Origin of the sequence: Bombella sp. ESL0385 (genome assembly GCF_009725755.1) — a bacterium.
Lineage (GTDB): Bacteria > Pseudomonadota > Alphaproteobacteria > Acetobacterales > Acetobacteraceae > Bombella > Bombella pollinis.
Genome location: NZ_WNIJ01000001.1, coordinates 525,822 through 541,656 on the forward strand (window position 1 = coordinate 525,822; position 15,835 = coordinate 541,656).

The window sequence follows — 15,835 nt, forward strand, 5'->3', positions numbered from 1 at the left end:
GCCCTTTCTTATGAATGAGGGCAGAAAAAAGGGCCTGACTAGTTGCTCCGTCAGGCCCTTTTTGTATCACGCAATGTAGGGTTGTAGCGTAGGGTTTTACCCTTTTGGCGGAGTAATATTCGGTTTGAGCATGAGGGCAGGGTCCGCCACGCGGTCATAGTCCTCTCCGCTCATAAAACCGAGATCTAGCGCGCTTTGGCGGGGGCTGAGTCCATGCTTCATGGCATGATGCGCTACCTGAGAGGCTTTGTCATACCCAATGCTGGGGGAGAGGGCTGTGACCAAGACTAAGGAATGGTCTAATTGTTGGCGGATATGCTCCTCATTGGCAGTTGTGCCCTCAATGAGGAAGCGGCGGAAGTTTTCCATACCATCATGGAGCAGGGTGAGGCTTTGCATGATGTTATGGATCATCACCGGTTTATAGACGTTCATATCCAGCATACCACTGGCCCCGCCCATCCCGACAACTGTATCATTACCCATCACTTGGAGGCAGAGCATAGTGAGGGCCTCGGCTTGAGTGGGGTTGATTTTACCCGGCATGATGGAGGAGCCGGGCTCATTAATCGGAAGGTTTAGCTCTCCCAATCCGGCGCGAGGGCCGCAGGCGAGCAAACGGATGTCATTAGCAATTTTAAAGAGGCTGCCTGCTAAGGTCCGTAAAGTGGAGGAGAGATGTACAAGGGCATCATGCGCGCCTTGGAGGGCGAATTTATTGCTCCCACTTGTGAAGTCGAGCTGGGTGAGGCGGTTAATCTCTTTACAAGCGCGTGTAGCAAATTGTGGGTCGGTATTTACCCCTGTGCCAAGGGCTGTCCCGCCTAAGGCGAGTGGGAGAAGGCCATCGCGTGCGGCTTCAATACGTTGGATGTTTTCGGCCAGCATACCCGCATAGCCTTCCCATTCCTGCCCTAATGTGATGGGGACAGCATCTTGAAGATGGGTACGGCCGACTTTGACGATATGCTTCCATTGCGCTGCCTTATGAGCAATCGCCCCGTGTAATCGCTCCAAAGCGGGGAGGAGGCGGCGATGGGTGGTGAGTGCGCTGGCAATATACATAGCAGCGGGGAAGGTATCGTTTGTCGATTGCGCCATATTGACATGGTCATTAGGGTGCAGCGGTTTTTTGCTCCCTAAAGGTTGCCCTGTCATTTGGCTTGCACGATTGGCGATGACCTCATTAACATTCATGTTGAATTGCGTGCCAGAGCCTGTCATCCAGACATGTAGCGGGAAGTGACGGTCGTGCATTCCGCTCATAATTTCATCACAAATACGGATGATGAGGTCCGCCTTATCGCCTGCTAACCGCTCACTCGCCGCGTTGGCGATGGCACAAGCGCGCTTGAGGATGGCATAGGCCTCAATCATCTCGCGCGGCATGAGGTCCTTCCCAATGCTAAAATACCGTAGAGACCGTTGTGTTTGCGCTCCCCATAGGGCTGTTTGGGGGACTTCTATCTGGCCGAGGCCATCGGTTTCTATACGGTGTGCCATGGGAACTCTCTAGCAAGGGATGGGAAGGACGGGCCTCGTTTATGAGGCCGGACGATAGGGGCGGTAGCGCGGCTGCCAGCTAAGGGCGGCGATGGCCCTTTGCAGGGCGGTATCATCAAAAGCCGGGCAGAGTTGTTCAGCCTGCGCTTGTTGGGCTACGGCATATGCAACTTTAAGAGCAGTCGTGCGAATGGATTCGAGGGGTGGAAGGAGATTCGTCCCCCCATTCTTCAATGGGGAGAGGGCGGCAACGGCTTGCGCGGCGGACATGATCATCCCTTCACTTACCGTTTTGGCTTTGCAGGCCAAAGCTCCAAGCCCCAAACCGGGGAAGATATACGCATTATTGGTTTGGTCGATCACGACATTCCGGCCATCCAGCTCTACTGGGGCAAAAGGCCCACCTGTGCTGACCCACGCTTGCCCTGCCGTCCAGGTGAGGATGTCCTGCGGTGTGGCTTCCACACAGCTTGTCGGGTTGGAGAGGGGGAAGATGAGCGGACGGGTGCAATGAGTGGCCATCTCGCGAATCATCCCTTCCGTAAAGAGACCGGCTTGGCCAGATACACCAATCAGAATCGTAGGGGCAGATTTGCTGATAACCTCCCCTAGTGGGCGGCCCTGTCCATTTTGAGCGGTTTCATCCTGACGGGCAAAAAGGGTCTGCCCCTCGCTAAGATTAGCCATATCGTGGGTGAGTAAGCCGTTACGATCCACGATATAGAAGTGTTTTAGGGCGTCCTCGCGGCTGAGGCCTTCTGCTTCTAGGGCGGTGAGGAGCAGCTCAGCAATGCCAATCCCTGCCGAGCCACCCCCAGCGATGGCGATGCGTTGTTGGCTTAGGCGTTCCCCATTAGCTTGCACACCGCTGAGGATAGCCGCTACGGCAATGGCGGCCGTGCCTTGAATATCGTCATTAAAGCTAGGTAGGCGGTCCCGATAGCGTTTAAGGAGAGGGGCGGCATTACGCCCTGCAAAATCCTCCCAATGGAGGATGATGCCCGGCCAGCGTTGCTGTATAGCGGTGACAAACTCCTCCACAAACTCGGCATAATCTTGGCCACGGAGGCGAGGCGTACGATTGCCGATATAGGCAGGGTCGTTACGCAGTGTCATGTTCTCTGTCCCCACATCTAAGGTGACAGGGAGGAGAAAGGCCGGGTTTAAGCCCGCACAGGCTGTATAGAGGGCGAGCTTACCAATGGGGATGCCCATCCCATTTGCACCGAGATCGCCCAAGCCTAAAATGCGTTCACCATCGGTTACGATGATAAGGCGAACGTCATTCTGTGGAATGGCTGCGAGGCGATCGGCGATTTGTCCACGGTCCGCAGCGGAGAGAAATAACCCGCGTGAGCGTTGCCATATTTTGGAGAACTCCTGACACGCCTCCCCAACGCCGGGTGTATAGACGATGGGCATAAGCTCGGTGAGATATTTTTGGAGTAAGGCGTGGAAGAGCGTCTCGTTATTATCTTGGATTGTCCGTAAGCGCACATAGCGATTGAGACTATCGGGCGTGGCTGTAACGTAATCATAAGCGCGCTCTAGCTGTTCCTCCAGCGTATGAATGCCGGGGGGAAGAAGCCCGTGAAGCCCAAAAGCTGTGCGCTCATCCATGGGGAAGGCTGTGCCTTTATTCAGTAAAGGCGTGTCTAATAAGGCCATCCCGTGTTGGGTGATAGTGCGAGGGGAGAGCGGGGCAGCCATGGGCAGGAACCTCCAGAATCGTGGCAGAGCCTTGGATATAACGCCTCAATCATACGGCGAAGTTTAAAGAAAAGGAACCCGTTCTTACTTTTTACGGCGTTGAATCCATCGTTCCCCGGAGAAGCGGAATTGCGCCAACAGGAACCCTGCCGTTAGCCCGGATCCTAAAAGGGGATAGAGCCAGAAGGATGCTGTGCTGAAGGCATGTGGTGTGAGGATGAAAATGAGGGCCAAGCAGAGGGCAAGGCCACTTAATGCGTAGAGGAGAAGCTCATGGAGGCGGGGGCCATAATGTTTCTCTGCCCCACAATGGGCGCAATGGAGGGCCGTATGTTGGAGGGGTTCATGGCAGCAGGGGCATGGGATGAGTTTACGCGGCGGTAGAGGCTGCGTGCTGTTATGCAACCGGGTGGCGGCTGTGCGGGGTAGAGTGGGCTTCATGGTTGTCCTCCAGAGGCGTGGGTGGGGGCCATTGTGCTGGCTGGTGGCGTGATAGGCGAGGTATGAAACGCCCCAGCAGGAAGGGCGGCTTCAGGATGCGGGCCGAGGAAGGGTTGACCATGTAGGGCATAGAGCAGCAAGGCCACAAGCGGGACTAAGACGAGGGTGGAAATACCAATGATGCGATGCGCATGCCCTGCCCCGCTGAGGCTTGGTGGAGGGGTGGAGATATGGTTGATAATATCGCGCTCTGTCTCAATACGGGCGGCATCATAATGATGTTGGTCCATCAGCCCGGCTTGTTTATCCCGTGCGAGGGCCTCTAGTCGTTCTTGATGGAGGGTGAGGAAGGGATCTTCCGTCTGTTTACTTAAAAGGCCGCGCATCGCTAGGCTAATCCCAATCGGTAAGCCAATAAACAAGCATAAAAAGGCGAGGAGTAGAAACGACATGCAGGCTAGTCCTTATTGAAAAACTGATTGAGTTTTTGGCGTTCTTCCACAGTGAGGGGGGCTGGCGGGGGAGAGGTGCGGCGTGCCCAGAGGGGGCGTGCTAGGAGGAAGCCTATCATAAGGCTGAGGAAGGGCATAAGCCAGAGCAAGGCTGTCGATGCAGAGAAGCGCGGTTGTAAACGGATGAACTCCCCATAGCGTTGGGTCATCCATAAGGTGATGTCTTTTGGTGAGCGGCCCTGCTGGAGTTGCTGACGTACGATGTGGCGGAGGTCTTTTGCTAGGGGGGCGGAGCTTTCCTCAATGCTCTCATTTTGGCAGACGAGGCAGCGTAATTGCTGGCCAATATGCTGGGCTTTTTGTTCTAATACCGGGTCGGGTAGCATTTCATCAGGACTATCAATAGCATGGCCGATGGAGCTTCCATATAGGCAGATGGCGAGGAGGAGCAGGCCCTTTAGGCAGATGCGCATCATAATGCCCCTCTTAAAAAGGGCTGAATCTGCTCACGATAGAGGGCCTCTGTTAAACTCCCCGTCCCGTGCCAGACAATGCGGCTGCCTGTTAGAGGATGAGGGAGGATGAGGAAGCTCTCCGGCACACCTGTTACGCCCCATTCAATAGCGCATTGGCCGTCATAATCCATGCCTAGACGGCTGAAGGGGTGATGCGCTTGCTCTAGCCAGTGCGCGGCTTGTGAGGGGGTATCTTTATAACAAACCCCCCATAAAGCGAGCGGGGATGCGGTAGTGGTCTCCCCTGAGGCATGCTGGCGGAGGAAGGGGATTTCCTCCAGACAAGGTAAGCACCATGAGGCCCAGATGAGCAGGAGGACAGGTTGCGTGAGGGTGTGAAAATCCTGCCATGAGAGGCCGGGGCAAGGGGTAGGTTGCTCTGGCAAGGCTGGCAGGGGAGAGAAGGCGGGGACTGCTTGGCCTAGCCGTGGGTTGCGAACGGCTTTGGGGTCGAATGTTCCTTGGGTGGCATGGCGGAGCATATAAAGGAACCCACCCCCTAAGCCAGCGGCCCCTAAAGCAGGTAGAGCAGCGAGATAATGGCGGCGTGTTAGGCGCATGCGGGCCTCCTCTTACGGCGTGCGGGGATGAGATGTAAGACGCCGCCCATGGCCATGATGATTCCGCCAAACCATAGCCAAGAGGCGAGGGGATTTTCATGTACGCGTAAAATAACGCGGTAGGTGTTTTGGCCTTGCGGAGTTTGGACCTCTTTAACACTCCCTAAGGCGGCGTAGAGGTCCTCTAACGGGCGGTGAATGATTGCGACATGCAGGATTTTTTGCCCCTGTTGGGGGAAAAGGCGGATTTGCGGCTCAAGGGTGGCTAGCACGGGACCATGTGCATCATGACGGCGGATGATGATGTGAGCTTCTACTGCCTCATAATTCGGGCCATGATGAGGGGTGAGAGCGGTGAGGGCCCAATCATGCCCGCCAAAGTGGAGATGCGTGCCTATTTGGGCCTCAATGAGGCGTTCTTGGCTGCCAGCCATGCCGCATAGGCCCAGCATTGTGATGCCGACCCCAATATGAGCAAGGCTTGTTGCCCAAAGGCTGCGTGGCAAGCGGGAGAGGCAGCGATGCTCTTGCGGCATTGTATAAAAACGCGTGATGAGGTCGTTTAAAGCTGCGCTGATAACCCAAAGAGCGAGGACAGCCACACTCGCTGCCAAAGCGGTGGGAAAGAGCCAGAAGGCGGGGAGAGTGATCCCAAGAGTAAAGCATAGAGGCAGCGCAAGACGGCGTAAGGTTGGGTTTATAGGGGCATAACGCCAAGGTAAGGCCATGCTGCCCCCCATTAGAAGGAGGAGCGGGATGATGAATGGCGTTGTTGTGGCCTCAAAAAACGGTTTACCGACCGATAAGGTGCGCCCAAAGAGCAGTTGCATAAAAGGTGGGTAGAGCGTGCCTGTAAGCACGATGGCGCATAAGGTGCAGAGGAGGATGTTGTTAAGGACTAACGCCCCCTCTCGCGAGAGGGGGGTGAAGGATGGTGTTGCTGGTGGTAGGAGGTTAGGCGCGCGCAAGGCGAAAAGTAATAATCCACCCCCGCCATAAAGGCCCAATAAGGCAAGGATAAAAAGGCCGCGTGCCGGGTCATTCGCAAAGGCATGAACGGAGTTGAGAATCCCCGAGCGAACAAGGAATGTGCCAGAGAGTGAGAGCGCGAAGGTGGCGAGGGCGAGTAAGAGGCACCAGCTTTGCAAATGGCTGCGTTTTTCCACCACAATGACGCTATGGAGGAGGGCTGTGCCTGTTAACCACGGGATGAGCGCGGCATTTTCTACCGGGTCCCAAAACCAATAGCCCCCCCATCCTAAGACGGCATAGGACCACCACGCGCCTAATGTGATGCCTAATGTAAGCAACGCCCATGCGCTGATGACCCATGGGCGGGCATAGCGTGCCCAAAGCGCATCGGCGCGGCCATCTAGCAAGGCATTTATGGCAAAGGCGAAGGGCACGGCAAAGCCGACATAACCGCTATATAATAGGGGTGGGTGCACAGCGAGGCCGGGGTCTTGCAGTAGGGGGTTCATCCCGAGCCCATCTATCGGGACGGGCCAGAGGCGGAGGAAGGGGTTGGAGGTTGTGAGACAAAAAAGCTCAAATCCTGCACTGACGATGCCTAAAAGGGCGAGGAGGCGGCTGCGTAAACGGGGTGGCAACCCGGCGGGATGGCGGGGGCTTTGGCTGGGGAGGAGGGCTAAGAGGGCGCAATAGAGGCTTAGCAAGCTCACCCATAAAAGGAGAGAGCCTTCATGATTGCCCCATAATCCGGCTATTTTATAAGGCCATGGTTTGTTGATGGCAGAGTTATCGGCAATGAGTTTGAGGGAGAAATCATCCCCTAAAGCAGCGATGATGAGGCAGGCCCACGAGATGAGCAATGCGAGGCAATGGCTGAGGGCAAGCGGGCGGGCCAAGGCTGTAAGCGGGCTATGGGCGCGGCGCAACCCTATGAGGGGTAATATTCCTTGCAGGGCAGCAAGCACACAAGCGAGGGCGAGGGCAAAATGCCCGCTTTCTGGTGAAAAGACGGGGGCTAAGGCTGCAAGCAGTGTGGTGAAAAGGGCCTGCATATTAGGGTGTGTTCTTTAGGGTGGTGGAGCTTTTGGCGGGGGCGGTCATACGGTTCCAACTTGCAGCATCAGGTGGGGGGCCAAAGCGTGGGTCCCATTTGCCGGTTTTTTGCAGAGCATCAGCCACCTCTTTGGGCATGTAAGTTTCATCATGTTTAGCGAGGACCTCAGAAGCGAGGAAATATCCTGAAGGTTGATAATAGCCCAAAGCCACAACGCTTTGTCCTTCGCGGAAGAGGTCGGGTAAAATGCCGTGATAGGAGACGCGCAAGGCGGCTTGGCCATCTGTGACCTCAAAGGAGGCATCTGGCGTGCCATCTTGGGTGGGTTGGTTATGGAGGGAGCCTGCCACCACCATGCCGCCTAGCCGGATGGTTTGGTGCATGGATGGGGGGTGCGCGTGTATTTGTGCAGGGGTCATGAAGAAGATAATCGTGCTGGAGAGCGCATGCATGATTAATCCCACCGCCCCAGCGAAGCAGCTTAGGCATGCGATGATGAGCCAAAACCGGCCAGCCTTACGGCGCATGAAAGGGCGTGATGAGGGCATAGAGCGTTAGTCTAAAGAGGATGACGGTTTATAGAGGCGGTGCATAAGGGCAAGACGCCGTTTTGCACGATATAAACGGATGAGGCTACCACCGAGGATGAGCAGGACGGCAAGGCAGGTAAGCCCATAGCTGGCGAGGATAAAGCCCCAATGAGGGGGCCATGAGGGTGGGGTCATAATGTGGGGTCCTGCATGGCAAGGGCTTGGGCGCGGCGTTCGAGCAAGGCGGCATGGAGGCGGAGCAATAAAAGGGCGACCCCTGTAAAGGTAAAGCCGATGGTACAGACTATGAGCGGGTAAAAGAAGCTCATAGCCATAGTTGGGGCTTTGGTAAGGGTGATGCTGGCAGGCTGGTGCAGGCTATTCCACCATTGGACGCTGAATTTGATGATGGGGAGGTCTACCGCCCCGGCAAGGGCCAGCAGGGCCGCTGCGCGTTGGCCGCGGAGTGGGTCATCAAATGCGCGGATGGTGAGGATGTGACCAAGATAGAGGCAAAAGAGAATGAGGACGGAGGTGAGCCGTGCATCCCATACCCACCATGTTCCCCAGCTTGGTTTGCCCCATAGTGAGCCTGTGATGAGGCATAAAGCCGCAGCCATAGCCCCTAGCGGCCCTGCCTCCACAGCGATAAGACCAATAAGAGGGTTGCGCCATACAAGATAGAGAAAGCCACATAAGGCGAGGAGGGCGTAATCCAAGCTGGCAAGCCATGCCATCGGGACATGGAGGAACATGATGCGGACAGTCTCTCCCTGTTGCCAGTCCGCCGGGGCAAAAAAGAGGCCCCATATCATCCCAACAGCCAGCATGCTTAACCCTACACATAAGCAAGGGAGGGTGAGGCGGCGGATGAGTGTGAGGCACGCGGTGGGGCTGGTTGTCCAACGGGTTAGGGATGAGGATATGCGCATAGCCCCTAGTATGGACGTTTTAGGGGGCGGAAGAAAATGAAAAATATGAAGGGTGGGGCCGTAAGCATGTTCGCACCATCCTGTAGGAAACGACTCTTTGAAAAAGAGATGAAGTCGGGCATGGTGGGGCCAATAGCGTATAGAATATAAGGAGAATGGAGCCATGGCCTTCTGGCTGATTAAATCGGAGCCAGCGTCTTTTTCGTGGGATGAGCAGGTGCAGAATGATGTTGAGCCATGGACAGGCGTGCGGAATTATCAAGCGCGGAATAATTTGAAGGCCATGAAATGCGGCGATAAGGCGTTGTTCTATCATTCCGTGACGGAAAAGCGCATTGTCGGTGTGGTAGAGGTTGTGAAGGAAGCTTACCCCGACCCAACAGCAGAGGATCCGCGTTGGGTTTGTGTGGATGTTAAAGCAGATGGGGCTTTTGTACAGCCTATCACATTGGCAGAGATTAAAGCCGCCCCTACCTTAACAGAGATGGCTTTATTGAAGCAGTCTCGTCTTTCGGTCGCACCGGTGCGGGAGGAGGAGTTTGCGTATCTCACAAAAAAGGGCCAGTGGGAAAAAGCCTGATTAAAGGTTAGTAACAATGAGGAGGCTTTTGCGTAAAAGCCGATTCTTAAAAGGAGGTACAGAGCATGAGTAACGAGCGGAAAGAGCATATGCCCAGCGCGGCTTTTCTGTTTCAGGACCTCGATACGGAGGCTCTGTCCCAATTACATGCCGTGCTTGATGGTGTTGAGAAAGGGCGTAGCACCCTAACCCGTTTGGCGGATTTGATGGGCGGTGCGGTTGGTCGTGCAGCGCATTTGGGCTTGCATACGCTCTCTTTGGCACCGGGCCTGCAAGAGAAGGTGCAATCCCTTGCCGGTACAGCGTTGGAGCAAGCTTATCGCATCGCGATTTTGGGGTTGGAGCGGCAAAAGGGGCGGCCTCAGCACGCGATTAAGGAGAGGATGAGGCAAGCCGTTGTTGCAGCTTCTGGCGCGGCGGGCGGCTTTGGCGGCCTTATGAGCATGGGGCCGGATATTGGCTTTACCACCCTAACGATTATGCGTGAGATTGCCATTATCGCGCAGGAAAATGGGGAGGATTTGCAAAGCGAGGAAACACGCCGCGCGTGTTTGGAAGTCTTTGCCCTACGGAATATGGGCGGCAAACAGGGCGGCGAGCCGGGTGAGGGGCAAGGTGAGCTCGGCTTTTTTGCAGCACGCAGCCTCATGCGCGGTCAGCCGCTTGTATTGCTTATGGCGGAAGTTGCTGGCCATTATGGGATGGCTCTCTCCCGCAAATTAGCGGCGCAGATGGTCCCGGTAGCGGGGGCCTTATGTGGGGCAGCGATTAACTCCGCCTTTTTGGCGCATTATCGTGCGGTGGCGAAAGCGCATTTCACCATCCGGCGGTTGGAGCGCACCCACGGTATGGCCGTGCAGGAGGCTGCCGAGGCGTATCGGGGTCATGCAGAGGCAGAGGGCTAGACGCATCGGCCCTTTTTATGACGGCAGAGCTGGTAGAGCTCTAACGGGGCGAAGATGAGGATGCCAAGAAGGCAGCCAACCTCAATGATGTTCATAAGAGGGCGCAGGGCAGGGCGGGCGAGTTGCAGCATAAAAGCCAGCCCTAGGCTGAGAGCGTAGGTATATGTTTGGTAGGATGAAGGCTGACGTGTGGACATGAAGAGTCTTTCTATAAGGGCTGCGTGAGAGATGGAGACTATCACGGCTGAGCTAGTTTTGCGCGCTTATGCGGCAGGTTTATTTCCCATGGCTCCAGATGAGCAGAGCGATGAGCTGGAATGGTTCTGCCCACAAGAGCGGGGGATTATCCCGCTAGAGCCTTTGGAGGCCATTCGCCTACCGCGGCGGTTAATGCGGAGCGTCTTAGCCGGGCATTATCGCCTTTGTAGTGATGAAGATTTTGATGGCATGATGCAAGCCTGCGCTCAAGCCACGGCTGAGCGACCAGAGACATGGATTAGCGGACGGATTCGGCAGCTTTATGGGGAGTTGCATCGCTTAGGTCATGCTCATTCTGTCGAGGTGCGCGATAAAGAGAGCGGGGCTTTGCTCGGCGGGCTTTATGGCGTCTCCCTGCATGGGGCGTTCTTTGGGGAGAGCATGGTCTCGCGCGTGCGGGATGCCTCCAAAATCGCGCTGGTGCATCTCATGGCGGCATTGCGGCGTGGGGGGTATAAGCTTTTAGATACGCAATATATCACCCCTCATTTAGCGCGTTTGGGTGGGGTGTCTGTCCCCTTTATAGCGTATAAACAGCAGCTTGAGGCGGCCATGATGCAGGAAGGCCATTGGCCTGATGATATAAGTTTGGAGGCTTTGGCAGCCGAGATTACCCTTATGGCCCAGCGTTCTAAAGGGAGATGAAGGGCGGGGGCATTTTTCCCTCTGGCTCTCTCTTTTTGGTCTGATTATGGTGGGGGTAAGATTGTGAATGAGACGAGCAAGAAAGAGAGGCAGTGATGACACTTTGGCGTATCAAGCGGGATGGGCAGCATAGATGCGGCAAGGGTGGTGTGATAGCGGCTGCCTCATTGGCGATTCTGGTAGGGGCTCATACGCCTCTTGCATGGGCAGGGGCGGATCACCCGCCGCTATCTCCCACGCGGGATGCGGTGGTGACGTATCGCTTCCAAACGGAGGTGCTGCCGGGTGATAAAAAAGGCAGTGAGCCGGAGCATCAAGTCAAAGTATCCTTCGCTGCATCAGGAGACCGGCTACGGATAGACCCTGACGATGGCCGCAGTGCAACAATTTTAAATCGCCAAACCCAGATTATGACGCTCGTGAGTATGCAAGAGCGGCGTTATATTGAGTTTCGCCCTATGCATGGGTTGCATAATCCGTTCTTCTTAGGGTTAGGGATGACCTACCACCCTGAGGGAACGGAGCAGATTGCTCATGTCACGTGTCAGAATTGGACGATTGATAGCAAGCGCGGCAAAGCAAAAGCCTGTGTGACGGAGGATGGTCTCATTCTCTCTGAAGAAGGGGTGGATGCTGATGGGCTAACGGGCCGTTTAAAGGCCATTGCCGTAGAGTATAAAGACTTACCTGCGGATATTTTTACGCCTCCAGCTGGGTTCCAGAAGTTTGATCCATTTGCCAAGATGAAGAAGCAGCTTGCACAAAAGCAGGCGCAGCAAGCACAGCAATCTCAGCAAGGCCAGCCGCCCGTGCCGGGTGCTGCGATGGAGGGTATGCGCCGTGGGGGGCATGAGGCTGTGGAGCAACCTGCTGGGGACCAACCTCATAGCCCGGATGATTCGGTAGGGGATGGGAGTGTTACCCATAGCGACCAACCTACAAGCAGCAATGAGGGGCAATAAGCCATGACGCAAGAAACGCACGTAATAGAGCTTGGGCAGAGCGCGCCAGACTTCACGTTGGAGGGCGTTGGTCCACAAGGGGAAACGCAGGTAGAGAGTACCTCGCTAAAAGGTAAACCTTATTTATTATACTTCTACCCGCGGGCTTCTACGCCGGGTTGTACAACGCAAGCGTGTGATTTGCGTGACCATTTGGCGGAGTTGCGCATTCCCGGTGGGGAGGGGCTGACAGTATTGGGTGTTAGTCCCGATGCTCTTGGCGCGTTAGAGACGTTCCTCACCAAGCAGGCACTGAGCTTTACGCTCCTTTCCGACCATGAGCATAAATTGGCTGAGGCTTATGGCGTTTGGGTGCTTAAAAAGCTGTATGGGCGTGAGTTTATGGGGATAGAGCGCAGCTCCTTCCTTATTGATGCGCAGGGGCGTATTGCTGCTTTTAAGCGGAAGGTCAGCCCTGCAAAGCATGTGGCTTGGGTGCAAGAGGCTTTAGCACAGCTATAAGGCTTTTTAGATATGTCCTTCTTGGGGTCTCCTAGAGTATGAACTGGCAGCCAATGGTACGCCGTGTGGCGTTTGGTCTTTTAATCCCATTTGTTGGGGTGTTATTGGCTGTAGCTCTGCTTTTGGGGCGGTTAGCGCAGGGACCGTTGGATGTGACGGGTCTATCCCATCGGTGGGGTGGGGCGTTAACACATATAGGCGGGGGGACATTGCAATGGGAGCGCATGACCCTCGCATGGCAACCGCAAAAGGGCGGTCACTCCTCCAAATTATTATTGCAGCTTGATAATATTCGCTTCATCGCTCCTTCTGCTCCTATACAGCATATAGAGCATGTGGGGTTTACCTTTAAATTAGCTTCTCTATTGCGTGGGACGGTGAGGGCGCGCTCGCTTGAGGTGCAAGGGGTTAATGTAACCCTGATAAAGACCCTACAAGGCCGTGTGCAGGTTGCAGGGATGGGCCGTAATGTACGGACGCATCATCGCTTTGGGGGGGATGAGTCCTTCGCTTCGCTCGTGCCGTATCATATGGATGTGCGTGATCTTCATCTCACCATGCTGGATGAGGCTCAACCAGATGCCTCTTTGGTGATGAGCATGCCGGAGATGCAGGCGGATTATGAGCCGCAGAGCGGTTGGCGGGGTCAATTTGCGTTCTCCCTCCAAGGGCCGGGATTAGTGGATGGGACAGAGCGTGGGACAGTGCAGATTAAGGGCGATATTGCCCCAGAGGGGAGCGGGAAAAGCCATTGGCACTTCACTCTTTCCCCTATGCGCTTGCCCGCTTTGGCCCCGTGGATTCCTGTGGCGAATGAGCAGAAGAAAGGGCTTCTAGTCGCTAATCTGCCGCTTGCTTTTCAGCTAGAGGGGCAGTTTCAACAACGCGGTGTGTTAGGGGCGTTCGAGACGCTTAGTGGCACAGTTGACGCTGGGGCGGGAGAGGTGATTCGGCCGGGGAAGATGCCTTTCCGTGTGTCATCGGCGCGGTCGCACTTCACCTTTGGGCCAGCTCATGCTGATAAGCCCGAGCCGTGGGCATTGGCCCTTCATACGGACTTAACTGCTCTGGATTCCCATGAGATTCCTGTCCCATTTGTTATTGATGCTCATGGCGAAATGGATCATCTACAGCATGCACATAATGTCAGCTTGACGGTAGATGGTAAGGTTGCTGCCTTCGATTTTGCAACATTAGCGAGTGTCTGGCCAGAAGGAGCCGCTCGCGGTGCGCGGCGTTGGATGACAACCAATATGACTGCCGGGCGAGGGGATCATCTTCGGCTTATCCTCTATTTCTCCAGTACAACGGGTTTAGCTGGGTTGGATGTCCATGCTTTGGATGGTGATTTGATCGGCCATGGGCTGAATGTGACATGGTTAGATAATATGCCCCAAGTAACGGGGGAATATGCTCATGCTCATTTTATAGGGCCAGAGACATTTCAAATAGACCTTCAGCACGGCCATATTGCTGACGGTAAAGGCGGTATGGTTTTGCTGCCTTCTGGGCGCATTATATTGAGTGATTTGTTACATCATGAACAAATGGGTGAGTTCTCTTTGGGGATGGAGGGCAAATTACCACCTTTTTTATATATTTTGTCAGCACCACGATTGAATCTCTTAGCCCGTCATCCTGTTGACCCGGCGACAACGCAGGGCGAGATGAAGGGGACTTTTACAATCAAATTACCGCTCAAAAAGCATCTCAGTATGAAGGAGTTGCAGTTCGGAGCAGCGTTTGACATTCGCGATATTGGGATAGCGATGCCCGGTATTGACCATGTACAACAAGGCTGGGGACGGCTTTCTATTAATGAGACTAGCTTGACGATTAAAGGCGGAGCGGTTTTTCGTGGTCTTACAGTAGCGGGGAGTGTGTTTGATAGTTTCCAATCCAATGTTGCAGGGCGTTTATTATTGAAGGCTGATTTAACCGCCCCGCTCGGTGTAGCGGAGTTTCGCACCCTTGGGGTGCCTGCCTCTATTGCGCAGCCTTCCGTGTTAAAAGGTAAAGCGCAAAGTCATGTTGTGTATGAGCAATATGGATTAGGCAACAAGCATAAACGTACAACAGCGCACTTACAGCTAGATCTTACGCCGCTTGCTGTGACAGCTTCGTTTTGGCAGAAGCCCGCCGGGGCGGATGCAGGCTTAACAGGGACGATCCTGTGGGAGAATGGTCAGCTTATCGGATTGGATGATGTGCAAGTTCATGGGCCGCAGATTGCTTTAAAGGCGGAGGGGCGCGTGCGGCAAGGGCAGGTGGGCGGTGTTCATCTGACGCACTTTCAACTTGGCCGGACAGAGGGCAACGCTGTGTTAGACTGGCCTTTAAAGGGTGATCTGACAGCACGTTATCAAGCGAATATTCAAGCAGAGCTTTTAGACCTTACCCCATGGTGGGGGAAGAAGAAGGGGCAACCTGTTGCGAAGCCTCCTGCGGGTGCGGGTAAATCGCCATCCAAATCGCGCACATCTTTCCTCCCAGCGGGGACGTGGAAGGTGAGTCTGGAGGCTAATAAAGTCCTTTATGGGAAGGAGAAAACGGCCTCTCATGTCATAGTGCGCGCGCAATGGACAGCTTACCATGTAACAGAGCTTGCTCTGCATGTACGCCAACCTAATCCACTCGCTTTTGACCTCACCCCCATCCCCGGGCAGGAGGGCGCGTATGATGTGAAATTTACGGTAGCGGATTTTGGGGCTTGGTTAGCCTCTTTGGGGATTTATCAGCAATTTACTGGTGGGGCAGTGGATTTGGAGGGCCGTTGTCAGCCCGTAGCATCGGGAGGATCTGTGACAGAGGCAGAGCGTACTATGGGTGTGGGCCTTGGTCTGCCGCCTTTTACGGGGCGTTTGAAGATTGATAATTTAGCTTTGGAGCATCCACCAACACCGTTAGTTGTGGCTACTTTGGCGGCCCCTTTGCATTGGGGGCAGATTTCGCGCGATCGTTTTGAGGATGTGCAGATTCGGGCCGCGTTCCATGTGGCGGGTAATCGTCTGGATGTTGAGGATGGCCGCGCCAGTAATGCCATCTTTGGGGGAACGATTAAAGGGCAGGTCGATCTCGGGCAGGAGATGTTGCATATGCAAGGGACGCTCTCGCCATTCTTTGGGGTGAATCAGGCCGCAGGGAGCGTCTTTGGGGCTAAGAAAGGCAGTGGAGCCATGGCGGTGACCTATAAGCTAGAGGGGAGTTTTGCCAAACCTGCCTTGCATGTTAATTATCTCTCAGCATTTGTGCCGGCTATAGTAAGGCGTTTGTTCGAGTAGCTTTTATCATCAAGGCTGTAGAATAAATGTGAGA

General features: G+C 54.8%; 17 protein-coding genes. 6 read left to right on the top strand and 11 right to left on the bottom strand.

Annotated features, from left to right (window positions below; all coding sequences use genetic code 11):
- Positions 1 to 96: 96 nt before the first annotated feature.
- The 10 genes from GM557_RS02465 to ccmC form a co-directional block, all read right to left on the bottom strand.
- On the bottom strand, positions 97 to 1,503 hold the full coding sequence (locus GM557_RS02465) for a lyase family protein (RefSeq protein WP_155572817.1): 1,407 nt from the start codon (positions 1,501 to 1,503) through the stop codon (positions 97 to 99).
- 39 nt (positions 1,504 to 1,542) lie between these two features.
- Entirely contained in the window at positions 1,543 to 3,213 is a 1,671-nt protein-coding gene (locus tag GM557_RS02470; protein ID WP_155572818.1) for an NAD-dependent malic enzyme, read from the bottom strand.
- Positions 3,214 to 3,297: 84 nt separating this feature from the next.
- Entirely contained in the window at positions 3,298 to 3,654 is a 357-nt protein-coding gene (locus GM557_RS02475; RefSeq protein ID WP_155572819.1) for a hypothetical protein, read from the bottom strand.
- Positions 3,651 to 4,106, bottom strand: a complete 456-nt coding sequence (gene ccmI / locus GM557_RS02480) for a c-type cytochrome biogenesis protein CcmI (RefSeq protein WP_155572820.1) — start codon at positions 4,104 to 4,106, stop codon at positions 3,651 to 3,653. Before ccmI ends, GM557_RS02475 begins: the two co-directional genes overlap by 4 nt.
- Before the next feature lie 5 nt (positions 4,107 to 4,111).
- A complete protein-coding gene (locus GM557_RS02485) occupies positions 4,112 to 4,582 on the bottom strand; it encodes a cytochrome c-type biogenesis protein (protein WP_155572821.1) in 471 nt (156 codons plus the stop codon).
- Positions 4,579 to 5,181 (bottom strand): redoxin domain-containing protein, encoded by a 603-nt coding sequence (locus GM557_RS02490; RefSeq protein ID WP_155572822.1) that lies wholly within the window; start codon positions 5,179 to 5,181, stop codon positions 4,579 to 4,581. The genes GM557_RS02485 and GM557_RS02490 overlap by 4 nt, the downstream gene beginning before the upstream one ends.
- Positions 5,172 to 7,205: a heme lyase CcmF/NrfE family subunit gene (locus tag GM557_RS02495; protein ID WP_155572823.1), complete on the bottom strand. Its 2,034-nt coding sequence runs from the start codon at positions 7,203 to 7,205 to the stop codon at positions 5,172 to 5,174. Before GM557_RS02495 ends, GM557_RS02490 begins: the two co-directional genes overlap by 10 nt.
- A gap of 1 nt (position 7,206) precedes the next feature.
- Positions 7,207 to 7,734: a cytochrome c maturation protein CcmE gene (gene ccmE, locus GM557_RS02500; RefSeq protein WP_155573465.1), complete on the bottom strand. Its 528-nt coding sequence runs from the start codon at positions 7,732 to 7,734 to the stop codon at positions 7,207 to 7,209.
- Positions 7,735 to 7,761: 27 nt separating this feature from the next.
- A complete protein-coding gene (ccmD, locus tag GM557_RS08840; RefSeq protein WP_180794174.1) occupies positions 7,762 to 7,932 on the bottom strand; it encodes a heme exporter protein CcmD in 171 nt (56 codons plus the stop codon).
- Positions 7,929 to 8,669: a heme ABC transporter permease CcmC gene (gene ccmC, locus GM557_RS02505; RefSeq protein ID WP_155572824.1), complete on the bottom strand. Its 741-nt coding sequence runs from the start codon at positions 8,667 to 8,669 to the stop codon at positions 7,929 to 7,931. Before ccmC ends, ccmD begins: the two co-directional genes overlap by 4 nt.
- A gap of 163 nt (positions 8,670 to 8,832) precedes the next feature.
- On the opposite strand from ccmC, the gene GM557_RS02510 reads away from it, so the two are divergent.
- Positions 8,833 to 9,249, top strand: coding sequence for an EVE domain-containing protein (locus GM557_RS02510; RefSeq protein ID WP_155572825.1), 417 nt, complete (start codon positions 8,833 to 8,835; stop codon positions 9,247 to 9,249).
- Positions 9,250 to 9,314: 65 nt separating this feature from the next.
- Complete coding sequence (locus tag GM557_RS02515; protein ID WP_155572826.1) at positions 9,315 to 10,154, top strand: EcsC family protein; 840 nt, start codon at positions 9,315 to 9,317, stop codon at positions 10,152 to 10,154.
- On the opposite strand, the gene GM557_RS02520 is transcribed toward GM557_RS02515, so the two are convergent.
- Entirely contained in the window at positions 10,151 to 10,351 is a 201-nt protein-coding gene (locus tag GM557_RS02520) for a hypothetical protein (protein ID WP_155572827.1), read from the bottom strand. The two genes, GM557_RS02515 and GM557_RS02520, sit on opposite strands and share 4 nt — an antisense overlap.
- A gap of 31 nt (positions 10,352 to 10,382) precedes the next feature.
- Here GM557_RS02520 and aat point away from each other — a divergent pair, with 31 nt between their 5' ends.
- The 4 genes from aat to GM557_RS02540 all read left to right on the top strand — a co-directional run bounded on the left by aat (position 10,383) and on the right by GM557_RS02540 (position 15,801).
- A complete protein-coding gene (gene aat, locus GM557_RS02525; protein WP_099026230.1) occupies positions 10,383 to 11,057 on the top strand; it encodes a leucyl/phenylalanyl-tRNA--protein transferase in 675 nt (224 codons plus the stop codon).
- A gap of 95 nt (positions 11,058 to 11,152) precedes the next feature.
- The gene (locus GM557_RS02530; RefSeq protein WP_155572828.1) at positions 11,153 to 12,019 is read left to right on the top strand and encodes a hypothetical protein; all 867 of its coding nucleotides are present in this window, start codon (positions 11,153 to 11,155) and stop codon (positions 12,017 to 12,019) included.
- 3 nt (positions 12,020 to 12,022) lie between these two features.
- Complete coding sequence (gene bcp, locus GM557_RS02535; RefSeq protein ID WP_155572829.1) at positions 12,023 to 12,520, top strand: thioredoxin-dependent thiol peroxidase; 498 nt, start codon at positions 12,023 to 12,025, stop codon at positions 12,518 to 12,520.
- Positions 12,521 to 12,558: 38 nt separating this feature from the next.
- Positions 12,559 to 15,801, top strand: a complete 3,243-nt coding sequence (locus GM557_RS02540; RefSeq protein ID WP_155572830.1) for an AsmA-like C-terminal region-containing protein — start codon at positions 12,559 to 12,561, stop codon at positions 15,799 to 15,801.
- Positions 15,802 to 15,835 lie beyond the last annotated feature (34 nt).